The organism is Brachybacterium sp. 107 (assembly GCF_052379725.1).
GTDB lineage: Bacteria > Actinomycetota > Actinomycetes > Actinomycetales > Dermabacteraceae > Brachybacterium.
On the sequence record NZ_JBQSYW010000017.1, the window covers coordinates 59,670 to 82,711 of the forward strand.

Annotated in this window: 21 protein-coding genes and 1 pseudogene; 9 read left to right on the forward strand and 13 right to left on the reverse strand. The window is 70.5% G+C overall.

Annotated features, from left to right (window positions below; genetic code table 11):
• Window positions 1–95: 95 nt before the first annotated feature.
• Both ACT3UL_RS15570 and ACT3UL_RS15575 read right to left on the reverse strand, forming a co-directional pair.
• Window positions 96–1,100, reverse strand: coding sequence for an LppM family (lipo)protein (locus ACT3UL_RS15570; RefSeq protein ID WP_444579254.1), 1,005 nt, complete (start codon window positions 1,098–1,100; stop codon window positions 96–98).
• Window positions 1,101–1,261: 161 nt separating this feature from the next.
• Window positions 1,262–1,870: a cell division protein CrgA gene (locus ACT3UL_RS15575; RefSeq protein WP_444579255.1), complete on the reverse strand. Its 609-nt coding sequence runs from the start codon at window positions 1,868–1,870 to the stop codon at window positions 1,262–1,264.
• A gap of 115 nt (window positions 1,871–1,985) precedes the next feature.
• Between ACT3UL_RS15575 and ACT3UL_RS15580 the strand changes: the two genes are divergently transcribed.
• From ACT3UL_RS15580 to ACT3UL_RS15590, 3 genes are read left to right on the forward strand one after another with little or no spacing between them, the layout of a single operon-like run.
• Window positions 1,986–2,840: a DUF881 domain-containing protein gene (locus ACT3UL_RS15580; protein WP_444579256.1), complete on the forward strand. Its 855-nt coding sequence runs from the start codon at window positions 1,986–1,988 to the stop codon at window positions 2,838–2,840.
• The gene (locus tag ACT3UL_RS15585) at window positions 2,837–3,580 is read left to right on the forward strand and encodes a class E sortase (RefSeq protein ID WP_444579257.1); all 744 of its coding nucleotides are present in this window, start codon (window positions 2,837–2,839) and stop codon (window positions 3,578–3,580) included. Before ACT3UL_RS15580 ends, ACT3UL_RS15585 begins: the two co-directional genes overlap by 4 nt.
• Window positions 3,580–3,759 carry a hypothetical protein gene (locus tag ACT3UL_RS15590; RefSeq protein WP_444579259.1) on the forward strand — a complete coding sequence of 60 codons (180 nt, stop codon included), beginning with the start codon at window positions 3,580–3,582 and terminating at the stop codon, window positions 3,757–3,759. The genes ACT3UL_RS15585 and ACT3UL_RS15590 overlap by 1 nt, the downstream gene beginning before the upstream one ends.
• A 57-nt stretch (window positions 3,760–3,816) precedes the next feature.
• Here ACT3UL_RS15590 and ACT3UL_RS15595 read toward each other — a convergent pair whose 3' ends face one another.
• The 9 genes from ACT3UL_RS15595 to ACT3UL_RS15635 all read right to left on the reverse strand — a co-directional run bounded on the left by ACT3UL_RS15595 (window position 3,817) and on the right by ACT3UL_RS15635 (window position 14,707).
• Window positions 3,817–4,503 (reverse strand): anthranilate synthase component II, encoded by a 687-nt coding sequence (locus ACT3UL_RS15595; RefSeq protein ID WP_444579260.1) that lies wholly within the window; start codon window positions 4,501–4,503, stop codon window positions 3,817–3,819.
• On the reverse strand, window positions 4,496–6,739 hold the full coding sequence (gene pknB / locus ACT3UL_RS15600) for a Stk1 family PASTA domain-containing Ser/Thr kinase (RefSeq protein WP_444579262.1): 2,244 nt from the start codon (window positions 6,737–6,739) through the stop codon (window positions 4,496–4,498). Before pknB ends, ACT3UL_RS15595 begins: the two co-directional genes overlap by 8 nt.
• Complete coding sequence (locus ACT3UL_RS15605) at window positions 6,736–8,256, reverse strand: serine/threonine-protein kinase (protein WP_444579264.1); 1,521 nt, start codon at window positions 8,254–8,256, stop codon at window positions 6,736–6,738. Before ACT3UL_RS15605 ends, pknB begins: the two co-directional genes overlap by 4 nt.
• On the reverse strand, window positions 8,253–9,698 hold the full coding sequence (locus tag ACT3UL_RS15610) for a peptidoglycan D,D-transpeptidase FtsI family protein (protein WP_444579266.1): 1,446 nt from the start codon (window positions 9,696–9,698) through the stop codon (window positions 8,253–8,255). The genes ACT3UL_RS15605 and ACT3UL_RS15610 overlap by 4 nt, the downstream gene beginning before the upstream one ends.
• Entirely contained in the window at window positions 9,695–11,086 is a 1,392-nt protein-coding gene (locus ACT3UL_RS15615; protein WP_444579268.1) for an FtsW/RodA/SpoVE family cell cycle protein, read from the reverse strand. The genes ACT3UL_RS15610 and ACT3UL_RS15615 overlap by 4 nt, the downstream gene beginning before the upstream one ends.
• Window positions 11,086–12,477, reverse strand: coding sequence for a Stp1/IreP family PP2C-type Ser/Thr phosphatase (locus ACT3UL_RS15620; RefSeq protein WP_444579270.1), 1,392 nt, complete (start codon window positions 12,475–12,477; stop codon window positions 11,086–11,088). The genes ACT3UL_RS15615 and ACT3UL_RS15620 overlap by 1 nt, the downstream gene beginning before the upstream one ends.
• Window positions 12,474–13,001, reverse strand: coding sequence for an FHA domain-containing protein FhaB/FipA (locus ACT3UL_RS15625; protein ID WP_444579272.1), 528 nt, complete (start codon window positions 12,999–13,001; stop codon window positions 12,474–12,476). The genes ACT3UL_RS15620 and ACT3UL_RS15625 overlap by 4 nt, the downstream gene beginning before the upstream one ends.
• A gap of 7 nt (window positions 13,002–13,008) precedes the next feature.
• The gene (locus ACT3UL_RS15630; protein WP_444579274.1) at window positions 13,009–13,740 is read right to left on the reverse strand and encodes an FhaA domain-containing protein; all 732 of its coding nucleotides are present in this window, start codon (window positions 13,738–13,740) and stop codon (window positions 13,009–13,011) included.
• Window positions 13,741–13,954: 214 nt separating this feature from the next.
• A complete protein-coding gene (locus ACT3UL_RS15635; protein WP_444579276.1) occupies window positions 13,955–14,707 on the reverse strand; it encodes a L,D-transpeptidase family protein in 753 nt (250 codons plus the stop codon).
• A 329-nt stretch (window positions 14,708–15,036) separates the two neighbouring features.
• Here ACT3UL_RS15635 and ACT3UL_RS15640 point away from each other — a divergent pair, with 329 nt between their 5' ends.
• Window positions 15,037–15,891: a serine hydrolase domain-containing protein gene (locus tag ACT3UL_RS15640; RefSeq protein WP_444579278.1), complete on the forward strand. Its 855-nt coding sequence runs from the start codon at window positions 15,037–15,039 to the stop codon at window positions 15,889–15,891.
• 148 nt (window positions 15,892–16,039) lie between these two features.
• Here ACT3UL_RS15640 and folP read toward each other — a convergent pair whose 3' ends face one another.
• The gene (folP, locus tag ACT3UL_RS15645) at window positions 16,040–17,068 is read right to left on the reverse strand and encodes a dihydropteroate synthase (protein WP_444579279.1); all 1,029 of its coding nucleotides are present in this window, start codon (window positions 17,066–17,068) and stop codon (window positions 16,040–16,042) included.
• Between the two features lie 153 nt (window positions 17,069–17,221).
• Here folP and ACT3UL_RS15650 point away from each other — a divergent pair, with 153 nt between their 5' ends.
• The 3 genes from ACT3UL_RS15650 to ACT3UL_RS15660 are packed head-to-tail and all read left to right on the forward strand — an operon-like array spanning window position 17,222 to window position 20,200.
• Window positions 17,222–18,370 (forward strand): NAD-dependent epimerase/dehydratase family protein, encoded by a 1,149-nt coding sequence (locus ACT3UL_RS15650; protein WP_444579280.1) that lies wholly within the window; start codon window positions 17,222–17,224, stop codon window positions 18,368–18,370.
• 10 nt (window positions 18,371–18,380) lie between these two features.
• Window positions 18,381–19,499: a glycosyltransferase family 4 protein gene (locus tag ACT3UL_RS15655; RefSeq protein ID WP_444579282.1), complete on the forward strand. Its 1,119-nt coding sequence runs from the start codon at window positions 18,381–18,383 to the stop codon at window positions 19,497–19,499.
• Window positions 19,496–20,200, forward strand: a complete 705-nt coding sequence (locus tag ACT3UL_RS15660) for a GNAT family N-acetyltransferase (protein WP_444579283.1) — start codon at window positions 19,496–19,498, stop codon at window positions 20,198–20,200. Before ACT3UL_RS15655 ends, ACT3UL_RS15660 begins: the two co-directional genes overlap by 4 nt.
• A gap of 86 nt (window positions 20,201–20,286) precedes the next feature.
• On the opposite strand, the gene ACT3UL_RS15665 is transcribed toward ACT3UL_RS15660, so the two are convergent.
• Window positions 20,287–21,165: a C40 family peptidase gene (locus ACT3UL_RS15665; protein WP_444579284.1), complete on the reverse strand. Its 879-nt coding sequence runs from the start codon at window positions 21,163–21,165 to the stop codon at window positions 20,287–20,289.
• A gap of 576 nt (window positions 21,166–21,741) precedes the next feature.
• On the opposite strand from ACT3UL_RS15665, the gene ACT3UL_RS15670 reads away from it, so the two are divergent.
• Window positions 21,742–22,647 (forward strand): ABC transporter ATP-binding protein, encoded by a 906-nt coding sequence (locus tag ACT3UL_RS15670; protein ID WP_444579285.1) that lies wholly within the window; start codon window positions 21,742–21,744, stop codon window positions 22,645–22,647.
• Window positions 22,644–23,042: pseudogene (locus ACT3UL_RS15675) on the forward strand (aliphatic sulfonates ABC transporter substrate-binding protein); the annotation flags it as partial. The gene ACT3UL_RS15670 and the pseudogene ACT3UL_RS15675, both read left to right, overlap by 4 nt.

Genomic DNA, 23,042 nt, shown 5'->3' on the forward strand with positions numbered 1-23,042 from the left:
GACCTGGTTAACAATAGTTGACCGCTCCGGTCCGCGCCAATCCTGGAGTCATGACGCTCCTCACACGACTCCAGGATCGGCGATCGGACCTGGGATCACCAGCCCGGATGCTGCGGGGGCTGGTTCCCGTCCTGCGGGTTCTGCGGGTCCGGGCGCTGCTGGTTCCACGGCTGGTCCTGGTCGCTCGGCGGAGCGGCCGGGGGAGACGCCTGGCCCCACTGTTGGCCGTCCTGGGGTGCGGCGGGGGGCGGTGATGCCTGGCCCCACTGCTGGCCGTCCTGGGGTGCGGCGGGGGGCGGTGATGCCTGGCCCCACTGCGGGCCGCTCTGGGGCGCTGCGGGAGGGTTGTTGCCCGAGGGCATCGACGCCGCGCCGGCAGCGGCGCTGCCGAAGGCTGCCGGGGCCACTGCACCTGCGGCGCCGTTCGAGGTCTTCTTGCGACGGGCACGGATCACGAAGAAGATGATCGCCGCGAGCACGAGCAGCAGCTGGAAGCCGAGCACCACCACGATGATGATCACGACGAGCCACGGGAAACCGCCGGATTCCGCAGTGATGTCCACGCCGCTGTAGAAGTCGACGATGTCCGTGTACGTGACGGTCTTGCCGTCGATCGTGCCGCCCTGGGACTCGAGGACCTTGCCCGGGAAGGTGAAGGTCATCTTGAAATCGAAATCTGAGACGTCCGCACCGTAGAGGGACGCGAACATGTCGAGGTCTTCCTGCGTGAGCGCCTCGGAACCCATGTCCATGGTCAGGTGGTATTCGCCGTCGGACTCCGCGAGCTCCAGGCCGTCACCGAAATCGGAGCGCTCCATCGGGCCGGAGAAGCGGCAGCCCCAGAGGCCGTCCTCCTCATAGGCCTCGATCGACACCGAGCCGATCGGCTCATCGGATTCCATGTCGTCGCACAACGCCTGCGCGTTGTCGTACTCGCTCTCGACGAAGGAGGGCTTGAACCCCATGTCGAAGGAGACCTGCATGTTGTCGACGTCTTTGACCTCGAAATCCGCGTGCAGCTTTCCGCAGCCCGCGAGGAGCAGCACGAACGGTAGGACGAGCAGGGCGTAGAGCCGTCGCCTGGCTGAGATGGTTTTCATGGTTCCCCCGTCGCGTCATGCCGGAATCGTCAGCACTGCGCACTGATAGCACGCTGTTTCAGATTCAGGATACCTGGACGGAATCCTCCGCGTGGTGGGGAGAACTCCCCACCACCCATCAGTTCGGACCCATCAGCCCGGAGAACGGCGGTTTCGGAGAACTACTTCCAGAACATGAGCATGCCGCCGCCGACCAGCATCACGCCGAAGCCGGCCGCGAGGTTCCAGTCGCCGATGGGCAGCGGCAGGGCGCCGCCCGAGAGGTAGAAGGTGACGAGGTACGCCAGCCCCAGGAGGAGGAACACGACCGCTGTCGGGGCCAGCCATGCAGGGTTCGGGGCCTCGGCGGCGACCCGGCGGCGGCCCGTGCGCGCGGTCTCCGCGGCGGCGGCCTTCTTCGGCGAGGTGGACCGGCTGGCGTCCTTCGCCTTCTCGCTGACCTCGCTGCCGCTGGTCCGTCCGGCGTCGGCGTCGGAGCCCTTCTCGGCGTTCTTGCCCGCGGACTTGCCGGACGCCTTGCGCGAGCCCTTCGCCGGAACTGGGTCCTTCGCGCCGCCATCCTTCGTGCGCGAGCGCTTCACGGGGTCCTTGCCGGCTGCGCTGTCCTTACCCGCTGCGTCATCCTGGCCGGCTGCGTCGTCCTTGCCGGGTGCGGGGGTGGGATCTGCGGCAGTCGTGAGCTCGTCGAGATCGTCCGTCGCGGGCTCGGCGGCTCGGGCCTTCGCTGCCGATGCCGCCCGTGCGGACGACTTCTTCTTGCTCCTGGCCATGACAACGTGCTCCCTCGGGACTGCCTGTCGCGCGGGCGTGCCGCACGGGTCCGCGGATGCAGACCTTGGCCTAGGGTAATGGGCGTGGACTGAGCGTGCGAAGCGAGGAGTGGCCATGAGCGCAGATACCGCTGCACCGTCGGGCCCTGAGCGTTCCTCGTCGGACTCCCAGCACTCGTCGTCGGGCCCCGAACACACGTCGTCGGGCCCTGAGCGTTCCCCGTCAGGACCGGAGCGCTCCTCCTCAGCCCCGGATCCACGGCGGGCACCCGGCCCGCGCCAGCGCGTCGGTCTGGCCCTGGTGATGATCCTGTGCGGCGTGCTGTTCGCGACCACGGCTCGGATCTCCGGCGGGAGCTCGATCCGTGACGAGAGCGGCGATGTCGTCGGGGTGCTGCGCGAACGGGGGCGCACCATCGAGCAGCTCACCGACGAGGCGGCGGATAAGCGCGCCGAGATCGAGGAGCTCTCCGCAGGGAGCGGGGACACGCTCACCCAGGAGCGCACCACCGTGGTCGCCGACGCCGTCGGGCTCAGCGAGGTCAGCGGTCCGGCCCTGCAGATCACCCTGACCGACGCCCCCACCAGCACGCTCGGCTCGATCCCCGATGTCGAGCCGGATGATCTGGTGGTCCACCAGCAGGACATGGAGTCCTACATCAACGCGCTCTGGGCCGGGGGCGCCGAGGCGATGATGCTGCAGGACCAGCGGGTCGTCAACGGCAGCGCCTTCCGCTGCGCGGGCAACACCCTCCTGCTCGAAGGGCGCGTCTACTCGCCGCCGTTCACGATCACCGTGATCGGGCCGACCGATCAGATGCTGGACGAGCTCGAGACGACGCCCGGAGTGCAGATATATCGTGAATGGGTGGACTATGTGGGCCTCGGGGAACGGATCGAGACCATGGATGACGCCACCCTCCCCGCCTTCGAAGGGTCCCTGACCCTCGACATCGCGAAAGCTGGATGATGGCCAGACGCTCCGCCCCGACGCACCGGCACGGACCGGGCCCCCTCGTCGGCGCCATCGGCATCCTCGGCGAGCTGCTGCTCTCCCTCGGCGCCCTGCTCCTCCTCTTCCTGGTCTGGCAGCTGTGGTGGACCGACGTCGTCGCCGACAGGGAGCAGTCCGGCATCATCGCCGGCCTCCAGGACGACTGGGGGAGCGTCGACGAGGAGAAGATCGCCCCCGCCCAGGACGGCCCGCCGCCGGTCCCCGACACCCTCGGGGCGAACCGGGTCTGGGGCACCATGCACGTGCCCGCCTTCGACCGTGAGACCTTTCCGCTCGCCGAGGGCGTGGGCCTCGAGGAGGTCCTCAACGTCAAGGGCGCCGGCCATTACCCGCAGACGGCCCTGCCCGGCGAGGTCGGGAACTTCTCGGTCGCCGGGCACCGCAACACCTATGGCCGGGTCTTCGAGGACATCGCGGGCCTGCAGCTCGGCGACCCGATCGTCGTCGAGACGGCCGACGCCTTCTACGTGTATGAGGTGACCGAGTCGCTGATCGTGGATCCCTCCGCCGTGGAGGTCATCGCCCCGACCCCGGGGGACCTCGACGCCGAACCGACCCAGCAGACGATGACGCTGACCGCCTGCCACCCGATGTACTCGGCCCGGGAGCGGTACATCGTCCACGCGGAATTCGCCTACTGGACCGATCGAGCCGACGGCATCCCCGAGGCCCTCGCCACCACGGAGGAGACCTGATGTACGCCTGGATGTTCCGTCATCTGCCCGGCCCGCTGTGGGCGAGGATTCTGCTCGTAATGGTGCTGCTGGCGCTGGTCGTCGTCGCGCTGTTCGGCTGGGTCTTCCCCGCGATCGCGCCCTATATGCCGTTCAACGACGGGCTGGTGGGAGCCGATCCGGCCGGTCCGGCCGGCTAGACGGGCGGCCGACGGCGCCTGCCGGCCTGCGTCTGCCAGTCGGCGCGTGTCGTCCGGTCAGCCGGCCGTCATGAGGGGCTGCAGCCCCGCGGAGCGCTCGACGGCATCGATCCCGTCGCACAGCTGCAGGAACCGCGCGAGCAGCAGATGGCCGTTCTCGGTGAGCACGGATTCGGGATGGAACTGCACGCCGTGCAGCGGCAGCTCGCGGTGGACGAGCCCCATGATCATGCCGTCGGCGGTGCGGGCGGTGACCTCGAGCGAATCGGGGATCGTCGCCGGATCGACCGTGAGCGAGTGGTAACGGGTCGCGGTCATCGGGGACGGCGCACCCTCGAACACGCTGCGGCCCTCATGCGTGACGGGGCTCGTGCGACCGTGCATGAGCTGCGGGGCGTGGCCCACTGTGGCTCCGAAGTACTGCCCGAGGGCCTGGTGGCCCAGGCAGACGCCGAGCATCGGCACGGCGCCGTGCGCGCAGGCACCGATGACGTCGAGCGTCCGGCCGGCGGTGCTGGGGTTCCCGGGCCCGGGGGAGACCATCACCCCGTCGAAGCCGGTGAGGTCCACCGCGCCGGAATCGTCGGCGGGCACCTCGTCGTTGCGGACCACCTGGGTGCGGGCGCCCATCTGCTGCAGGTAGCCCACGATCGTGTAGACGAAGCTGTCGTAGTTGTCGATCACGAGGATGCGGGCGCCCTCGTTGCTCGACCCGTTCGCTGCGGGGGCCGCGGAATCACTCACCGTCGCCGGCCTCCTCGTCGTTCTTGTCAGCGTTCGCGTTCCTGTTCACGCTGCTGTTCCCGTTGCCCTTGCCGTTCCCCGCTGCCTCATCGGCCGGCGTCTTGCTGGGATCGTCCGTGGGCTCCGTCGTCGGGTCCGTGGTCGGCTTGTCGGTCGGCTCCGTCGTCGGATCCTTGGTCGGCTCGGTGGTGGGGTCCTTGGTCGGCTCCGTCGTCGGCTTCTCGGTCGGGGTCGGAGTCTCCTTGGGGCCGCTCGAGACGATGATGTTCACGGTGGAGCCGCGCTCGACAGGTTCATTGGCCGCGGGATCCGTGCGGATGACCTGTCCCTCCGGCACGCTGTCGGAGTTCTCGCTCTCCTGAGTGGACCCGAAGCCGGCTTCCTTGAGGGTCGCCTGGGCGTCCTCGAGGGTCTGGCCGGTCACGTTGGGGACCTTCACCGGCCCGGGAGCGGCGGCGATCACCAGGTCCACGCTGGAGCCGTACGGCTGGGTCCCGGCGTCCGCCTTGGGGGTCTGGGAGGTCACGGAGCCGGGCTTGGCCTCCGAGTCCTCCTTCTCCGAGGGCTCGGGCACCTCGAAGCCGCGGGCCTCGAGGACCTCGGTCGCCTTCTCGATCTGCGTGCCCATGACGTCCGGGACCTCGACCATTCCCGAGGCGAGGCGCACCGTGACCTCGGAACCGGCATCCACCGTGTTGCCGCTCTGCGGGCTGACGTGGGTGACGGTGCCCTGCTTCTGCGGGGCATCCTCCTCGTCCCCCTCGACCATCACCAGGCCGGCGTCCTCGATGGCCTTCTGGGCCTGGTCGCGTGTCATGCCCTCGAGATCGGCGGGGACCTTCACCGCCTCGGGTCCGGCGGAGACGCTCACGGCGACGGTGGACCCGACAGGGGCGTCCTCGCCCTCGCCCGGGTTCGTCTCGATGACCAGTCCCTTGTCGACGTCCTGGGACTGCACCTGGTCGAACTCCGGCGTGAGGTCGACCTCGGCGAGCTTCGCGCTCGCCTGGTCCTCGCTGAGCCCGGCCACGGCAGGGACGGGCACCATCTCGGGGCCCTTGTCCTTCCAGGGCTGGATGACGGCGAGGGCCGCACCGACCACCGCCAGCACGGCGAAGATCACCAGGATGATCAGCCACCAGGGCCGCTTGTGCTCCGGCTCCTCCTCGACCTCCTGGGCCTGGTGAGCGGCGAGCCCGCCGGTCACGGCAGGCGTCCGGTCGGTGCTCCAGTTCGCCGCGGCTCCCGCCCCGGCGCCGACCGCTCCCACGCCGGCCATCGCCGGCAGGGCTTCGGTGGCGTCGTCGACGGGGCCCAGCACGGTCGTGGCGTCGGCATCGGTCCCGGAGGGGACGGCGCCGGCGACCAGCGCCGGGGCGCGCCCGCCGACCACGGTCGCGATGTCGCGCGAGAAGGCCACCGCGCTCGGGTAGCGCTCCTCGCGGTCCTTGGCCAGCCCGGTGAGGATCACGGCGTCCAGCGCCGGGGTGATCGCCGGGTTGTAGGCCGACGGCGGCTGCGGCTCCTCGCGCACGTGCTGGTAGGCGATCGAGACCGGGGTGTCGCCGGTGAACGGCGGGCGGCCCGTCATCATCTCGTACATGACGCAGGCGGCGGAGTAGATGTCGGAGCGGGCGTCGACCAGCTGGCCGCGGGCCTGCTCGGGGGAGAGGTACTGGGCGGTGCCCATCACGGCCTGGGTGGCGGTCATCGCACTGGTCGCGTCGGCGATGGCGCGCGCGATGCCGAAGTCCATGACCTTCACGGCGCCGGCGTCGTTGATCATGACGTTGCCCGGCTTGATGTCGCGGTGCACGATCCCGGCGCGGTGCGAGTACTCCAGGGCGCTCAGCAGCGCCGCCATGATCTCGCCGGCCTGATGGGCGTCCATCGGGTCCTGGGGGTCGATGTAGGCGCGCAGGGTGTCGCCGTGCACGTACTCCATGACGATGTACGGGATGGTGACGTCGGCACCGGTGATGGTGCGCTGGTGCTCCTCGCCGGTGTCGTACACGGCGACGATCGAGGGGTGGTTCAGGGAGGCCGCGCTGTGCGCCTCACGGCGGAACCGCTCCTGGAAGTTGGCATCCCGGGCGAGGTCGGAGCGCAGCACCTTCACAGCGACGGTGCGATGCAGGCGGGAGTCCTCCGCGAGGAACACCTCGGCCATGCCGCCGGTCCCGAGGATCTTGCCCAGGGTGTACCGGCCCCCCAGGATCACCTTCTCTTCGCTCACTCCACACCCGTCCTCGTGCCGTGGCCGACACCGACCGATCCGATCATCGTACGTGCTGACGCCGTGTCCCCCGAGCCGACGTGATCAATGCCCATCGCCCCTGTCGGCAGCCATCCCAACCCGCCCGCGACCGCGACGGCGATCACCGCGACCAGCACGATCACCAGGATCAGGCCGGGCATCGAGAACGGTCCGATGCGGCGACCGGTCGAGGTCCCGCGCACCGTCCGCGACGAGGCCGCGGTGTCCACATCGCCCAGGGGCCGCGCCCCGAAGGAGCCCGGGGACGCTCCGGTGGCAGCGCCGTTCCCACCGGCCCTGCCAGTGTCGCCCGAGGTGGCGGCCCGGGTCTTCGGCGCGGGGCGCTTCGTCCGCGGCGCCGGGGCGGGGGAGGCGGCCGATCTGGCCGATGCCGCGGAGTACGCGGAGCTGGCCGATGCGGCGGAGGGACCGGACGTCGCGGATGCCGCGGATACCGCCGAGCCCGCGGACCCTCCTGAGCGGTGGCGGATGCCCCGCCGTCCCGAGAGCGGAAGCGGCATCGCCGCCGTGCGGTTGCCCGTCGGCGAGGCGCTCGGGCCCCGCCGAGGGTGCTCCCCGGTCGAGCTCGGACGCACGGCGTTCTCACCCGTCCAGTCATGGTCCTCGACGCGGGTCACGGGGATCGCGCCGGTGGTGAAGTGCGGCTCCACCCCGCGCTGGATCGCCTCGAGGATCCGGGAGACGGCCGCCGCGGAGCGGGGACGGTTCGCCGGGGCCTTCGCGAGGGTCATCATGACCAGGTGCCGCAGATCGGCGTTGATCGCCTCCGGCAGCGCTGGTGGCTGCTGCTTGACCTGGGCCATCGCGATCTCGACCTGGCTGGATCCCGTGAAGGGGCGGTGCCCCGCGAGCATCTCGTAGGCCACGATCCCCAGGGCGTAGATGTCGGAGAGGGAGGTGGCCTGCTTGCCCATCGCCTGCTCGGGCGAGAGGTACTGGGCGGTGCCCATCACCAGGCCCGTCTTCGTCAGCCGTGCCTGGTCCTTGCTGCGGGCGATCCCGAAGTCGGTGATCTTCATGGACCAGTCGGCCTGCTCGTCGACCAGCACGTTCTCCGGCTTCACGTCGCGGTGCACGACGCCCTTGGAGTGGGCGGCGTCCAGGGCGCGCGCGAGCTCGATGAGCACCGAGACGACCCGCTTCTCCGGCAGGCCACCGGGGTTCTCCTCGATGATGTCCGACAGCGGACGCCCGGGGCAGAGCTCCATGACGATGTAGGCGCGCCCGTCGAGCTCGCCGTAGTCGTACAGCGCGGCGATCGCGTCGTGCGAGAGCGCAGCGGTGTGCCGTGCCTCGGCGCGGAACCGCTTGAGGAAGCCGTCGTCCCCCGCGTACTCCTCACGCAGCACCTTGATCGCCACATCGCGGTCCAGTTCCTGGTCCAGGCCCTTCCAGACCTGTCCCATGCCACCGGTGGCGATGAGCGACGTCAGTTCGTAACGTCCCTCGAGCACGAGCCCTGGCTCAGTCCTCATGGATTGATCACCGCCTCCATCACATCCCGAGCGATCGGTGCCGCCGTGCGCGACCCGTATCCGCCTTCCTCGACCACGACCGCGACCGCGATCTTCTGGTCGTCGACCTGTCCGTACCCGACGTACCAGGAGTGCGCGGCGCGATCCTCGCCCCACTCCGCGGTGCCGGTCTTGCCGCCGACCTCGACGCCGTCGATGGCGGCCGCCGTGCCGGTGCCGTTCTCGACCACGCCCACCATCATCTGGCGCATCTGCGCGGCGTTCGAGGCGCTCAGTGGCTGGCCGAGCTCCTTCGGGGTCAGCTCCGCCACCGTCGAGAGGTCGCTCGTGCGCACCGCCTTCACCAGCTGCGGCTCCATGACCACCCCGTCGTTGGCGAAGGTGCCCGCCACCATCGCCATCTGCAGCGGAGTCACCCGGTCCTCGAACTGGCCGATCGACGTCGTGGCCAGCTGGGCGTCGTCCAGATCGGTGCCGATGCTCGACGGGGTCACCGACAGCGGGATCTCCAGGCTCTGGCCGAAGCCGAACTCCTTCGCGGTGGAGGTCAGCTGGTCCTCGCCGACCGCGACCCCGAGCTTCGCGAAGGAGGTGTTGCACGACTGGCGCAGCGCCTCGGCGAGCGTCGACTCGTCGTCCGGACCGCAGGGCTCCTGGCGACCGCCGGAGAAGTTGTTCATGACCGACGAGGAGTTCGACAGCGTGAACGAGCCCGGGCCCGGGATCACCGAGTCGGCGGTGTAATCACCGGACTCGAGGGCGGCCGAGGCCACGACCAGCTTGAACGCCGATCCGGGCGGGTAGAGGTCGCCGCCGATCGCGCGGTTGGTCAGCGGCCGCTCGGGATCGTCGTTCAGCTGCGACCAGGCCTCCTGGACGGCGGCCGTGTCGTGCGAGGCGAGCTTGTTGGGGTCGTAGCTGGGCGAGGAGACCATGGCCAGCACCGCGCCGGTCTCCGGATCCAGGGCGACCACCGAGCCGCGACGGCCGTCGAGCGCGTCCCAGGCGGCTTCCTGCGCCTTCGCGTCGAGCGTGAGCTCCACGGACGCGCCGCGGCCCTGCTTGCCCGAGAGGATGTCGGAGATGCGGTGGTAGAACAGCGCGTCGGCCTCGCCGGAGAGGGTGTCGTTGAGCGAGCGCTCGATCCCGGAGAACCCGTAGACCACCGAGTAGTAGCCGGTGACCGGGGCGTACATGGCGCCGGGGTCGTAGCTGCGCAGGTACCCGTAGGTGTCCCCGGAGGCGGACGAGTTCGCGATCGCCTCGCCGTCCACCACGATCGGGCCGCGATGGCGCCCGTATTCGTTGTAGGTGGTGCGGAGGTTCTGCCCGTTGGCGTTCAGCCTGCTCTGGGCGACGACCTGGAAATAGGTGGTCGAGGTGAACAGGAGCACGAAGAGCACGCCCACCACGAGCCAGATATGACGGAGGGGCTTGTTCATGAGACCACCTCCGGGGCCGGCCGCGCAGCGGCCGGTGCGTCGAGACCCTCGACCTGGCGGGCCGCGGGCCGACGGGCGGCATCGGAGAGCCGCACCAGGAGGCCGACGATGATCCAATTGCACACCAGGGAGCTGCCTCCCGCGGCGAGGAACGGCAGGGTGAGACCGGTCAGCGGGATCACGCGGGTGACCCCGCCGACGACCACGAACACCTGCAGGGCGAGCGAGAAGCCCAGCCCGCCGGCCAGCAGGGTGCCGAAGCCGTCGGAGATGCCGACGGCGGCGCGGATGGCCCGCTGGACGAGGAGCAGGTAGAGCAGCAGCAGGGCGAACGCGCCGACCATGCCGAGCTCCTCGGCGAAGGAGGTGAAGATGAAGTCGGACTCGGCGTGGGGGACCACGTCGGGGCGTCCCTCTCCGAGGCCCGCCCCGGTGACGCCGCCGTTGGCGAGCCCGAACAGCCCCTGGTTGATCTGCTCGCAGCTGCCGTAGTTGGCGCTCGAGAGCGGATCCAGCCAGCAGGTCAGGCGCGTGCGCACGTGGCTCATCTGGGTCGCGGCGAACACCGCCGGCGGCAGGAACATGACCGCTCCGATCACGAGCCAGCTCAGCCGGTCGGTGGCGACGTACAGCATCGCCACGAACAATCCGAAGAACATCAGCGAGGTGCCCAGGTCGGTCTCGAACACGAGCACCGCCATGGCGAAGCCCCAGGCCACCAGGATCGGCCCGAAGTCGGACCAGCGGGGCAGATGGATGCCGAGCACCTTGGGCCCGGCCAGGGCCAGGGTGTCGCGACGCGAGACCAGGTACCCGGCGAAGAAGATCGCGAAGGCGATCTTGGCGAGCTCGGCAGGCTGGAAGCTGTTCCCCGCGATGGAGATCCAGATCCGCGACCCGTTGCGGGAGGAGCCGATCACCGGCAGCAGCGGCAGCAGGAGCAGCACGCCGCCGACGACGGCACTGATCCAGGTGAAGCGACGCAGCCGCCGGTGGTCGCGCAGGAACACCAGCACGGCGAGGCACAGGACGACGCCGAGGATGCCCCACAGCATCTGCCGATCGGCGCTCGCGGAGGTGCGCAGACCGTAGATCTCGTTCGCGGCGTGCACGCTCTCGATCATGGCGATGCCCAGGAGGTTCAGCAGCATGACCAGCGGCAGGATCACCGGGTCCGCGTACGGGGTGCGCCACATGACGACGATCTGCAGCACGATCGCCAGCACGGCCGATCCGATGCCGACCTGCATCAGGTCCGCGGGGACCTCGTCGAAGCGCCCCAGCCCGACCAGGGCGTAGGCGCCGACCCCGGTCACCACCGCGAACGCCAGCAGCAGGGCCTGGGTCAGGCGGCGCGGGCGAGCGGTGTAGGACACGATCGTGGCCACTAGGACTCCTCGCCGTCATCCGGCGGGGAGGGGGTGCCCGCGGGACGGTCGGACGTGAGCCCGGTGCTCTGCTCGAGCGGCGTGCCGCCCCCGTCGGAGGCGTCGCCGCCTCCGTCCGACACCTCGCCGCCGCCGTCCGAGGGGGCCGGATCGGTGACCACGGGCGGGGGCCGGTTGGCCAGCGCGGACTGCTCGAGCCGGGCCATGATCTGCTCGGCGGACTCGCGGTCGCCGGCGGTGATCGTGTTCGTGACCTGCTGCTGGGTCACCTCGGGGAGCTCGTCCAGGGCGATGTCGGAGACCTCGACGGGCTCGGACAGCGAGATCGGTCCGAGATCCTGGGAGAGTCCCTGGTAGAGCACGACGTTGGTGCCGTCGGTGCCCACATAGAACTGGCGCTGCGACCAGGCGTATCCCGCCCAGAGCGCGCCGCCCAGGACGGCCACCAGCAGGAGCACAGCGACCAGCGCGGGCCACGGGCTGCGGCGGGGCGGCTCGTCCTCGGAGAAGTCGGAGTCCTCGTACGGCGCCGAGGGCTCCTCACGGGTGAGTGCGGCGGCCTTCGCGGCAGGGCCGGACGCGGTCGTCGGCCGATGCCGGTTGCGAGCCGCCGAGCCCACGATCTGCGGCGCCGTGGACGGGGCCTCTTCGCCGCGCGGCAGCTGGTCGAGGTCCACGACGTCGGCGATGATGCAGGTGATGTTGTCCGGCCCGCCGCCCTTGAGTGCCAGCTGGATGAGCTCCTCGGCGCACTGGCCGGGGTCTTCGAAGCTGCGCAGGGTCGCATCGATGGTGTCGAGCGAGACCAGACCCGAGAGGCCGTCCGAGCACAGCATCCAGCGATCGCCGGGGTGGGCGGGGCGCAGCGAGAGATCGAGCTCGGGATCGGCGTCGACGTCGCCGAGCACCCGCATCAGGACCGAGCGCTGGGGGTGCCGCTCGGCCTCCTCCTCGGTCAGGCGACCTTCGTCCAGCAGCCGCTGCACGAAGGTGTGGTCCTTGGTGATCTGCGTGGTCTCGTCGTTGCGCAGCAGGTAGGCGCGGGAATCCCCGATGTGGGCGAGGGCGAACTTGCCCTCGGCGCGCAGCATCGCGGTGATCGTGGTGCCCAGGCCGCGCAGCTGCGGCTCGTCCCGCGCACGGCGCAGGATCTCCTGGTTGGCGTCGAGCACCGTCTCCTCGAGGGTGGCGACGATGTCGGAGGCAGGGGTCTCGGAGTCCAGCCGCGCCAGGCGCCCGATGGCCACCGAGGAGGCGACGTCGCCTCCGGCGTGACCGCCCATGCCGTCGGCGACCACCAGCAGGTGGCTGCCGGCATACCCGGAGTCCTGGTTGTTGGAGCGCACCAGGCCGACGTCGGACCGGGCGGCGTATCGCAGGGCGATGCTCATCGCGGACCTCGTCTCAGCTCGATCTCGGTGCGGCCGATCCGCACCTGGGCGCCGGGCCGGAACGGCACGGCGCCTTCGATGCGCCGCCCCGACAGCAGGGTGCCGTTGGTGGATCCCAGGTCCTCCACCATCCATTCGCCCTCACGCTCGAACACGCGTGCGTGGCGGTTGGAGGCGTAGTCGTCGTCCAGCACCAGGGTGCACTCCGGTGCCCGGCCGATGAGGATGGGCGTGGAGCCCAGGGTCAGCGAGGTGCCGCGCAACGGGCCGGCGGTGACGACCATCGCTGTCGCGGTGACCTCGGGGTCCGTGCGCAGGGAACCCGAATCGGCCCCGGCCTGGGCGGCCGCGCCGCTCGGGGGACCGGAGGCGGGGCGCTGGTCACGGCGCGGGTCGCGGCTGGAGCGGGTGACCACGGTGGTCCCGAAGAGGTCGTTGCGCAGCACCAGGACCACGACGATCACGAAGATCCACAGCGCCAGGACGAAGCCCAGGCGGAGGGCGACCAGGGTCAGTTCGCTCATGCGGCGCTCACCAGCTGACCGGACCGGCGGCAGGGAGCCGCACGGTCAGCCGGGTGCGGCCGATCTTGACCAGCGAGCGGTCCTGGAGGGCGACGGGCGTGCGGATGCGCTCGCCGTCGACGAAGGTGCCGTTGGTGGAGCCGAGGTCGGTGGCCACGAGCTCGCCGGAGCCGTCGGGCCCTCCCGTCGGGTCGGCCCGCAGCTCGAGGTGATGGCGGGAGACGCCCGTGTCCTCGAGGATGATGTCCGAGTCGCCGCCGCGACCGATCACGGTCACCGGGCCGGTCAGGAGGTACTGCTGGCCGTCGATCTCGACGATCGGGCTGCCGCCGGTCTCGGCCTGGGCGGCGCCGGTGGCGGGGGCCACGCTGCCGCGCTCGGTGCGCGACTCCGTCTCGAAGCGGCCCGCACGCACCTCCTCGTCCTCGGCCAGGTCCACGGTGACGCCGCCGACGAACATATAGCGCTGCTTCTCGGCATGCTCCATGAGCACGCGCTGGAGCTCGTCGATCAGGGTGTCCTGCCAGGAGCCGAAGCGCTCGAAGTCCTGCGGGTGCAGGTAGATCGTGTAGACGTTCGGGGCCAGGGTCCGGGTGCGGTCGAGCACCTGGATCTGGTCGTCGCACTCGCGCTTGAGCCCCTGCGCGAGGTCGAGTGGTTTCAGCTGGCCGCGGCCGGGCGAGAACATGCTCGTCACGCCGCGGTCGAGCCCGCGCTCGATCCGATCCAAGATCCCCACGGTGGTCCTTCGCTGTCGCTGTCCCTGCGCCCCGACGGAAGACGGGGCAGTACTCCTCGTCGATCGTAGCGCGTGGTCAGGCGCGTGACGGGCTGACGGGGCGGGGGGACGGCAAGGGATTCGTGCAGGTCTCGTAAAGGGCGGGGCGGCCCGGCCGGACCAGGAGGTCCCTGCCGAGCCGCCCCGCAGGGTGCTGGGTCGCCCGGAGGCGGGGTCAGTAGACGATCACTCGTCGCCCCTTTGTGAACCAGCTGCGGGTCCACAGCATGTCGGTCGCCGCGGTGGAGATGCGGGCGCAGCCATGGGAAGCCGGATAGCTCGGGATCGAGTTGGATCCGTGGATCGCCCAGCCGCGGTCGTAATAGCCGGGGCGGTACAGGGATCCCAGCGGGCCGTTCTGCCAGCCGCGGCTGTAGAGGCTGTACATCGTGAAGCTGCCCTTGGGTGTGGTCGCCGTCTTCCAGCGGCCGCCGGAGTAGTAGCGCTTCCCGCTGCCGGTGGACGTGTTGAGGATGTAGGAGAGCTTCCCGCCGGTGGTGGCGATGATGATCTGACGGCTCAGGTTCACCTCGAAGCCGACTCCGGAGGTGATCTTGCGCGAGGGCCGGGCCCCGTTGCGGATCGCCGCGTACGTCTTCGGGCCGACGACGCCGTCACGGCTGAGGCCGGCGACCTTCTGCAGGGCGTAGACGGCCTGCTGGGTGAGGTGCCCGAAGCTGCCGTCGGCCGTGCCGCTCCAGTACTTGAGTCGCCACAGATCCTTCTGGAGCTTCGTCACGGCGGAGCCGCGGGAGCCCTTGCGCAGCGTGGGCGCCGCGCTCGCAGGGCCGATGCCGACGGCCAGTCCGGTGCCCAGGGTCCCCACCCCGAGCAGCAGGGTGCGGCGCGAGGGCATCGCGATCGGCAGGAGCCGGTTCTCGGGCGGGGTCGGTCTCTCGGTGGTGCGGACTGAGGTCGGTGCGGACATGGTTCCCCCTTGTCGTTCGGCCCGGAGCAGTCGCTGCGGGCCCGTCCCCGACGCCACGACGACGTGACGCCACTAGCATCATGCCCCGGGCGCAATTGAGTAAACAAGAGGTCAAATGTGCAGGTTGTGGGGTGACTGATGCGTAGGTTGTCTTTCCGCTGGTCGGCGGGGCGTAGCGGGCGAATCGGACACCGGATCGGATGCGGACACCGGATCGGAATCGGACACGGAAGCGGAATCGGGCGCGGAGTCGGAGGTTCCCGTGTCGAGCTGGTGCGCGGGGCGGGCGCAGAGCCGTCACGGACAGGGGGTATGCCATATTTGACGGCGTGGAACCCGAGACCCAGCCCGAGATCCCTGTCGACGTCGACTTCGAGCACGCGCTCGGGGTGTCCGATGCCCGGCGCACCGTGCACACGCAGGGGGACCCCGAGAGGGTCTGGGACCTCGCCAGCGTCAGCAAGCCCCTCACGGCGCTCGGCGCTCTGATCGCCGTGGACCGCGGCCTCGTCGATCTCGAGGAACCGGCCGGTCCCGAGGGCGCCACGGTGCGTCATCTGCTCGCCCACACCGCCGGCTACGCCTTCGACGGTGGTGACGTCGTCGGCGCCGTGGGCGCCCGGCGCATCTACTCCAACACGGGGTTCGAGGTGCTCGCCGCCCATCTCGAGGAGGCCACCGGCCATGACCTCGACGACTGGATGGAGCAGACCGTGGTCCAGGGCCTCGGGTTGCGCGACGTCGAGCTCTCCGGTTCGCCGGCCGCCGGTTACCGCGGGAGCATCCGGGATCTGCTGGTACTCGGCCGCGAGCTGCTCGAGCCCACCCTGATCTCCCCGGAGCTGTGGCGCGAGGCGACGTCCGTGCAGTTCCCCGGACTCGCCGGCATCCTGCCCGGCTACGGCCGCCAGAAGCCCAACGACTGGGGCCTGGGCGTCGAGATCCGCGACGGCAAGTCCCCGCATTGGACGGGATCCGCCTCGAGCCCGGGGACCTTCGGGCATTTCGGCCAGTCCGGCTCCTTCCTCTGGGTGGATCCGGCGGCGGGGCTCACCGCGGCGTTCCTCGGGGCGGAGCGCTTCGGCCAGACCCACGTGCGGATCTGGCCGGGGCTCACCGACGAGATCCTCGCGCGCTTCGGGAGCGCTGCGGGCGGCCTGGAGGGTCCGAGCGGCTCGGGGTGAGTCGGGGGCGGGCGCTCCCCGAGCAGCTCACCGACGTCGCGTGCACGGTGGACCTGCAGCGGGGATGACGGCCGCCCCGCGAGGAGCAGAGGAGCAGAGGAGCAGAGGAGCATCCGCCCAGCGCGAGGGGCAGCCCGGTACGGCGCCCTCAGACGTTGTGGACGAGGGGGCCGGCGGGGTCGCGCCAGCCGGAGAGCACCTCGAGCATCCGCACGAAGCGGACCGTGGCCTGCACGTCGTGGACGCGGAGGATCCGAGCACCCTGGCCCATCGCCCAGGCGGCGGCGGCCAGCGATCCTTCCAGGCGCTCCTCCTTGGGCAGCCCGAGCGACTCCCCGATGACGTCCTTGCGGGACAGGGCCGCGAGCACCGGCAGCCCGAGGGAGGTGTACTCGGACCAGTCGCGCAGCACCTCGAGAGTCTGCACGGTGCTCTTGTTGAGGTCGGGTCCGGGGTCCATCACGATCCGCTCGCGATCGATCCCCGCCTCCAGCGCGCGCTCGAGGCGGGCGGCGAGGAACTCCCGCACCTCCTCCGCGACGTCGTCGTACTGCGGTCGGGGGTAGGCCTGCCTCGGAGCGGCGACCGAATGGGTGATCACGAGGGACGCCCCGGTGCGTGCGACCGTCGTGGTCATCTCCGGGTCCGACAGTCCCGTGGTGTCGTTGATCAGGTCGGCGCCGGCCGCGATGCTCGCCTCGGCGACGGCGGCGTGGAAGGTGTCCACCGACAGCAGCACGTGCGCGGGCAGCTCACGGCGCAGCGCGGAGATCACCGGGACCACACGATCGATCTCCTCGGACGCCGGCAGCGGGTCCCCGGGCGCGAACTTCACGCCGCCGACGTCGATGAGGTCGGCCCCGGCCTCGGCGGCGGCGATTCCGGCCCGGACCGCGGCATCGAGTCCCCAGGTGCGGCCCTCGTCGAAGAAGGAGTCCTGGGTGCGGTTGACGATGCCCATCACGAGCACCCGGGTGCGGGTATCGGGAAGGGGCCGCGGGGTGAGCGGGGTGAGCGGGGTGAGCGGGGCGAGCGGGGCGAGCGGGGCGAGCGGGGCGCCGGAGTCTGCCACCGGCGGGACGGCCATCGGCGCCACAGGGGTGCGGGATACAGTGGATTCCGCCGGGTCGGAACGCACTGCCGAACCCTCGACAGCCCCGTCGTACGCGTTCGTCATGGCACGTTCCTTCGCTGTTAAGGCGGGCTTTCCTCGTCTTTGAGCAGCCCGCGACCTGCACTACGTTAAGAGTAGTGGACACGCACTGTCACCATCCGGCCGTCGGCATCCGCGCACCGGCCGGGACCTGGACCTTTTGGGAGGACTCACGAGATGAAGATCGTCGTCGCCGGTGGAGATGGATTCTGTGGATGGCCCACGGCCCTGTACCTCTCGCAGAAGGGCCACGACGTCACCATCGTGGACAACCTCGTGCGTCGGGACATCGATGTGGAGCTGGGGTCGAACTCGGTGACCCCGATCCTCGAGCTGGAGGAGCGCGTGGCGGTCTGGAAGGAGGTCTCCGGCAAGGACATCGCCGTGAAGATCGCGGACCTCACGGACTACGACGCGGTCGCCGCGATCTTCCAGGAGATCCAGCCGGAGTCGTTCGTGCACTTCGCCGAGCACCGCAGCGCCCCGTACTCGATGATCGACCGCGAGCACGCGATCGAGAACCATCGCAACAACGTCGAGGGCACCCTGAACGTGCTGTGGGCGATCAAGGACTTCGCGCCGGACTGCCACCTCGTCAAGCTCGGCACGATGGGCGAGTACGGCCAGCCGAACATCGACATCGAGGAGGGCTGGATCGAGGTCGAGCACAAGGGGCGCACGGACCGCCTGCCCTTCCCCAAGCAGCCCGGCTCGTTCTACCACCTCACCAAGGTGCACGACAGCGACAACATCATGTTCGCCTGCAAGATCTGGGGCGTCCGCGCCACCGATCTGAACCAGGGCGTCGTCTACGGCCTGGAGACCGCCGAGACTCGGCTGGATCCGCGCCTGGTCAACCGTTTCGACTACGACGCCGTGTTCGGCACGGCGCTGAACCGCTTCATCGTCCAGGCGGCCATCGGCCACGACCTCACCGTCTACGGCAACGGCTCCCAGACCCGCGGCTACCTGGACATCCAGGACACGGTGCGCTGCATCGAGATCGCCTGCGAGAACCCCGCCGATCGCGGCGAGTTCCGCGTGTACAACCAGTTCACCGAGCAGTTCTCGGTCAAGGAGCTGGCGGAGAAGGTGCAGAAGGTCGCCGCGGATCTCGGCAGCGAGGTGTCCCTGTCGACCACCGAGAACCCGCGCGTGGAGAAGTACGACCACTACTACAACGCGGTCAACACCACCCTGCTCTCGCTGGGCCTGGAGCCGCACCTGCTGACCGAGGAGCACCTCACCGAGGTCCTCAAGGTCGCGATGAACAACACCGACCGCGTCAAGCGCGAGCTGGTCATGCCCACCGTGACCTGGAAGTGAGCATCCTTCCGTGAAGATCGCGATCGTCACGGAGACGTTCCTGCCGTCCGTCGACGGCGTGGTGACACGTCTGCGCCACGCCGTCGAGCGGTTCACCGAGCTGGGACACGAGGTCATGGTGATCGCCCCGGAGCTGGGCGTCACCGAGCACCACGGGGCCCGGGTGGTGGGCATCAAGCCGGTGACGCTGCCGTTCTACAAGCATCGGCGCTTCACCCTCCCCAACCCCACGGTGGACGGCATCATCCGTGGTTTCCATCCGGACGTCGTCCACGCCGCTCAGCCGATCCTGCTCGCGTCCTCGGGGGCGTATGCCGCGCACCGCCAGCGGATCCCGCTGGTGGCGAGCTATCACACCCACATCCCGCGTTACCTGGATCTCTACCGGGCGTACCGCTGGGGCAAGCGTCCGGTGTGGTGGCAGATCAAGCGCAACCACGCCCTGGCCGACATCAACCTCGCGACCTCGGAGTCGATGAAGGCCGAGCTGGCGGAGAAGGGGATCGAGAACCTGCACGTGGTGCGCCGCGGCGTCGACACGCGGACCTTCGACCCTCGGTATGCGAGCGAGGAGATGCGCGATCGCCTCAGCCAGGGCCATCCGGAGAAGAAGCTGCTGGTCTTCGTCGGCCGGCTCGCGGCGGAGAAGGAGATCGGCCGGCTGCGCTCGATGATGGGCCGGCGGGACGACGTGGCGCTCGCGATCGTGGGCGACGGGCCGTACCGCCGCGAGCTCGAGACGCTGTTCGCCGGGACCGCGACCCTGTTCCCCGGCTTCATGGAGGGGGAGGAGCTCGCGAGCGCCTTCGCGAGCGCCGACGCCTTCGTGTTCCCCTCCGTCACCGAGACTCTCGGGCTGGTGATCCTCGAGGGGATGGCCTCCGGGCTCCCGGTGGTCGCCGCCCGCTCGGGGCCGACGATGGAGCAGGTCGTCGACGGGGAGAACGGGCTGCTCTTCGACTCCGGTGACGAGGCGACGCTGGATGCGGCGCTCGACCGCCTCGCCGATCCCGATCTGCGGGCACGGATCCGCACGGCCGCACGGGCCGAGGCGGAGCAGTTCTCCTGGGAGAACGCCTCCGACGACCTCCTGCGCTACTACGAGATGGCGATCGAGAAGCACCGATGAGCACAACACCCTCCTCCCCGGAGAACTCCCCGGCGCCCGCCGGCCACGCTGCAGCGCCCGCCGGCCACGGCGCCGCGTTCACGGCGACGGCGTCGGTCCCGACCGCCGCGATGGACCGACCCCAGCCCGTCGTCCTGGAGAACCGGCACGTGCGCCTCGAGCCCCTCGGCCCGCAGCACGTCGACGGGCTCCGGGCCGTGGTGGCCGACGGGGAGATCTGGCGGATCCCGTATGCGCCCCATGTGCCGGCGCCGGAACAGGTCGCTGATCGCGTCGCGGCGCAGTGCGCCTCCGACGAGGCGGGCAGCACGGTCTCGTGGGCCGTGCTCGAGCGGGACAGCGGTCAGGTCATCGGCCACACGACCTTCTTGAACATCTCGCTCCGGGATCGTCGCCTCGAGCTGGGCTCCACCTACATGGCGGGCTCGACCCACGGCACGGGACTGAACGCGGCGACGAAGCTCGCCCTGCTCACCCACGCCTTCGAGGATCTCGGCTGCCTCGGCGTCGAGTTCCGGGTGCACCACCTGAACATCACCTCGCGCCGAGCCGTCGAGCGCCTCGGTGCTCAGCAGGACGGGATCCTGCGTGCGCACCGGATCATGCCCGACGGCTCGATCCGCCACACCGTCGTCTACTCGATCCTCGCCGAGGAGTGGACGGGCGTGAAGGCATCCCTGGTGCACCGGCTGCGCCGCTGAGCGCTCGGTCGGCAGGGAATGACCGAGGCCCGGTCCCGCATGCTGCGGGACCGGGCCTCGAGGTGTCGGCGCTGGGGCCGGGTGGATCAGCGGTAGGTGACGAACTCGGTGGGGTTGCCCCAGATTCCGCGCTCGACGACCTGCTGCTGGGAGCCTGAGGCATCGATGATCTGGCCGTCGCCCGCGTAGATCGCGACGTGACCGGGCCAGATCACGAGGTCGCCGGGCTGGGCCTCGGACTCGGAGATGCTGCGGCCCTGCGAGGCGAGCTCGCTGCTGGTGCGCGGCGCGTCGATGCCGGCCGCCTCGTAGGCGTAGGCGACGAGGCCGGAGCAGTCCATGCCGCTGAGCGACGTGCCGCCCCAGGAGTACGGGGAGCCGATCGCGGAGCGGGCGGCGTCGATGATCGTGTTGCTGCTCGAGGAGCTCGCGCTCGCCGGGACTGCGGAGGCGCCGCCGCCGGGTGCGCTCGCGGGGGCGGACTCGGCAGGAGCGGACTCCGTGGAGCCGCCGCCGAGAGCGCTGTGGGTATCGGCACCCACCACGCCGTCGACCTGGAGGCCGTTCGCCGCCTGGAACTCGACGACCGCGTCCGCGGTCATGGAGCCGAAGTAGCCCGTCTCGGGAAGCTCGGCGCCCTGCGCGTTCAGCGCGTCCTGCAGCGCCTCGACGTCGGCGCCGGAGTCGCCCTGGCGCAGCGTCTCCGAGGAGGTCCCCGTGGAGGTCTCGGCGGAGGCGGGCTGTGCCGACGCGGACTGCTCGGGTGCGGTCTGGATGGTGGCGGGCTCGTCGGAGCCGACGAGTGCCTCGTCGTTGGCCATCGCCGAGGTGCCGCCGGCGAAGGCGGTGCCGACGAGGACCGTGCCGAGAACGGCGCTGCCGCCGAAGACATGGGCTGCGCGACGGGTGGCGGTGAGGGGCGTGACGGCTCGGCCGACGGCGCGGTGCGTGTTCTGGTGCGTCATGGGTACTGATCCTTCTCGCGTGCTGCTGGTGGTCTGTCGCATCCCGTGGTGCGGCGCTCGGTGGAGCGGAGGTGTCCTGACTGGACCGAGGTGCCCGGGGAGCCTGTGCCCGAATGGTCGGTGCCCACAGCCGGGGTGTCCGGGGGATGAGGTATCCACGCTAGGAGCGGACCCCCGTGCGTTTCGAGGGGCTTGAACGAGACGGGTCGCGGGATTTGTCGTCTATTTACCTGGCGGTCCGTGAGGTGATCGGATGATGGCGCGATGTGGCAATCGCGCATGGTCCGCGCCACATCCCTCGCCCTGTACGTCACACCGTCCCGCACTCGTTTCGCGGTGTCCCGCATCGTTCCGACAGGTGCGTCGCGTCGACCCCCTGCGACCCGTCCGGCCCGCCCTCCGCGGCACCGCTCTCCGGGTCCGCGACGCACCGTGGGCCGACCGGGCCGACGAATGTGTCCCAGATCTCGCGCATGAACCCGGGTGACGGTGCATAGCGGGGCTACCCGCCGCGAATGTTTCGTCTTATGACGCCGCGCTGGCATCGTCGGCGTGTCCGCCACCATGATGCGAGGCATGACCAGCACCGTGCATGTCGACTCCGCACCCGTCACGCGCTCCGGCCCCCCGGAACGTCACGGGGGTTCATCGACGCCCCGCAGCGGGGTGCGGTTCGAGGCGGTCGCCCGCTCGTTCCCTTCGTCGCAGGGGACCCGAGACGTGCTGCGGGGCCTGGACCTCGAACTCCCCAGCGGGGAGATCCTCGCCGTCGTGGGCCCCTCGGGCTGCGGGAAGTCGACCCTGCTGCGCCTGGTCGCCGGTCTGGATTCCCCCACCGAGGGCCTGATCCGCCTCGGCGGCACCGCGGTCCGCGGCACCGACCCTCGCACCGCGGTCGCCTTCCAGGAGCCGCGTCTGCTGCCCTGGCGCACTCTCGAGCAGAACGTCGCCCTCGGGCTGCCGCGCAGCACCGGACGGCGTGAAGGACGTCAGCGAGTCCGCGAGCTGCTGCAGCTCGTGGGCCTCGAGCACGCCGCCGCCCAGCGTCCGCGGGAGGTCTCCGGCGGCATGGCCCAGCGTGCCTCGTTGGCCCGCGCGCTCGCCCGCAGCCCGGAGGTGCTCCTGCTGGACGAGCCCTTCGGGGCGCTCGATGCCCTGACCCGTCTGCGCATGCAGGACCTGCTGCTCGAGATCCACGCCGCCGAGCCCACCACCGTCCTCGTCGTCACCCACGACGTCGAGGAGGCCCTCTACCTCGCCGACAGGGTGCTGCTGCTGCGCTCCCTGCTCGAGGAGCCCGACGCCGACTCGATCGCCCGCACCCTCGAGGTGCCCGGGGCCCGCCCCCGCGACCGCGCCGACCGCTCCCTGGCCGAGCTCCGCGTCGAGCTGCTCGCCGGCCTCGGCGTGCACTCGCCCCAGCTCGACCACGCCAGCCTGCACACCACCGCCACTCGCACCCCCACGGAGATTCCCTCATGAGCCCTCGCATCAGCCGTCGCACCGCCACCGCCCTCGGCCTCTCGGCGATGGCCGGGATGGGCCTGGCCGCCTGCGTGCCCGGCGAAGGGTCCGAGAACACCGCGAGCGCAGGCGGCGGCGAGGGGGAGTGGAGCACCGGCACCCTCACCATCGACTGGGCCACCTACAACCCGCTCAGCCTCGTGGTGCGTGACCAGAAGCTGATCGAGGACGCCCTCGGCAGCTCCGTGAGCGTGACGTGGGTGCAGTCGGCCGGCTCCAACAAGGCCAACGAGTTCCTGCGGTCCGGATCGGCCGACGTCGCCTCCACGGCTGGCTCGGCCGCGCTCCTGGCCCGCGCCAACGGCTCCCCGATCAGGGTCATCGACATCTACAGCCAGCCCGAGTGGTCCGCC

Excerpts from the sequence above, each read along its gene's own strand:
- ACT3UL_RS15665 (WP_444579284.1), bottom strand. The coding sequence starts at position 21,165 with ATGACGCACCAGAACACGCACCGCGCCGTCGGCCGAGCCGTCACGCCC.
- ACT3UL_RS15590 (WP_444579259.1), top strand. The coding sequence starts at position 3,580 with ATGTACGCCTGGATGTTCCGTCATCTGCCCGGCCCGCTGTGGGCGAGG.
- ACT3UL_RS15635 (WP_444579276.1), bottom strand. The coding sequence starts at position 14,707 with ATGTCCGCACCGACCTCAGTCCGCACCACCGAGAGACCGACCCCGCCC.
- ACT3UL_RS15570 (WP_444579254.1), bottom strand. The coding sequence starts at position 1,100 with ATGAAAACCATCTCAGCCAGGCGACGGCTCTACGCCCTGCTCGTCCTA.
- ACT3UL_RS15580 (WP_444579256.1), top strand. The coding sequence starts at position 1,986 with ATGAGCGCAGATACCGCTGCACCGTCGGGCCCTGAGCGTTCCTCGTCG.
- ACT3UL_RS15625 (WP_444579272.1), bottom strand. The coding sequence starts at position 13,001 with ATGAGCGAACTGACCCTGGTCGCCCTCCGCCTGGGCTTCGTCCTGGCG.
- ACT3UL_RS15650 (WP_444579280.1), top strand. The coding sequence starts at position 17,222 with ATGAAGATCGTCGTCGCCGGTGGAGATGGATTCTGTGGATGGCCCACG.
- folP (WP_444579279.1), bottom strand. The coding sequence starts at position 17,068 with ATGACGAACGCGTACGACGGGGCTGTCGAGGGTTCGGCAGTGCGTTCC.
- ACT3UL_RS15605 (WP_444579264.1), bottom strand. The coding sequence starts at position 8,256 with ATGAGGACTGAGCCAGGGCTCGTGCTCGAGGGACGTTACGAACTGACG.
- ACT3UL_RS15660 (WP_444579283.1), top strand. The coding sequence starts at position 19,496 with ATGAGCACAACACCCTCCTCCCCGGAGAACTCCCCGGCGCCCGCCGGC.
- ACT3UL_RS15585 (WP_444579257.1), top strand. The coding sequence starts at position 2,837 with ATGATGGCCAGACGCTCCGCCCCGACGCACCGGCACGGACCGGGCCCC.
- ACT3UL_RS15610 (WP_444579266.1), bottom strand. The coding sequence starts at position 9,698 with ATGAACAAGCCCCTCCGTCATATCTGGCTCGTGGTGGGCGTGCTCTTC.
- ACT3UL_RS15670 (WP_444579285.1), top strand. The coding sequence starts at position 21,742 with ATGACCAGCACCGTGCATGTCGACTCCGCACCCGTCACGCGCTCCGGC.
- ACT3UL_RS15620 (WP_444579270.1), bottom strand. The coding sequence starts at position 12,477 with ATGAGCATCGCCCTGCGATACGCCGCCCGGTCCGACGTCGGCCTGGTG.
- ACT3UL_RS15575 (WP_444579255.1), bottom strand. The coding sequence starts at position 1,870 with ATGGCCAGGAGCAAGAAGAAGTCGTCCGCACGGGCGGCATCGGCAGCG.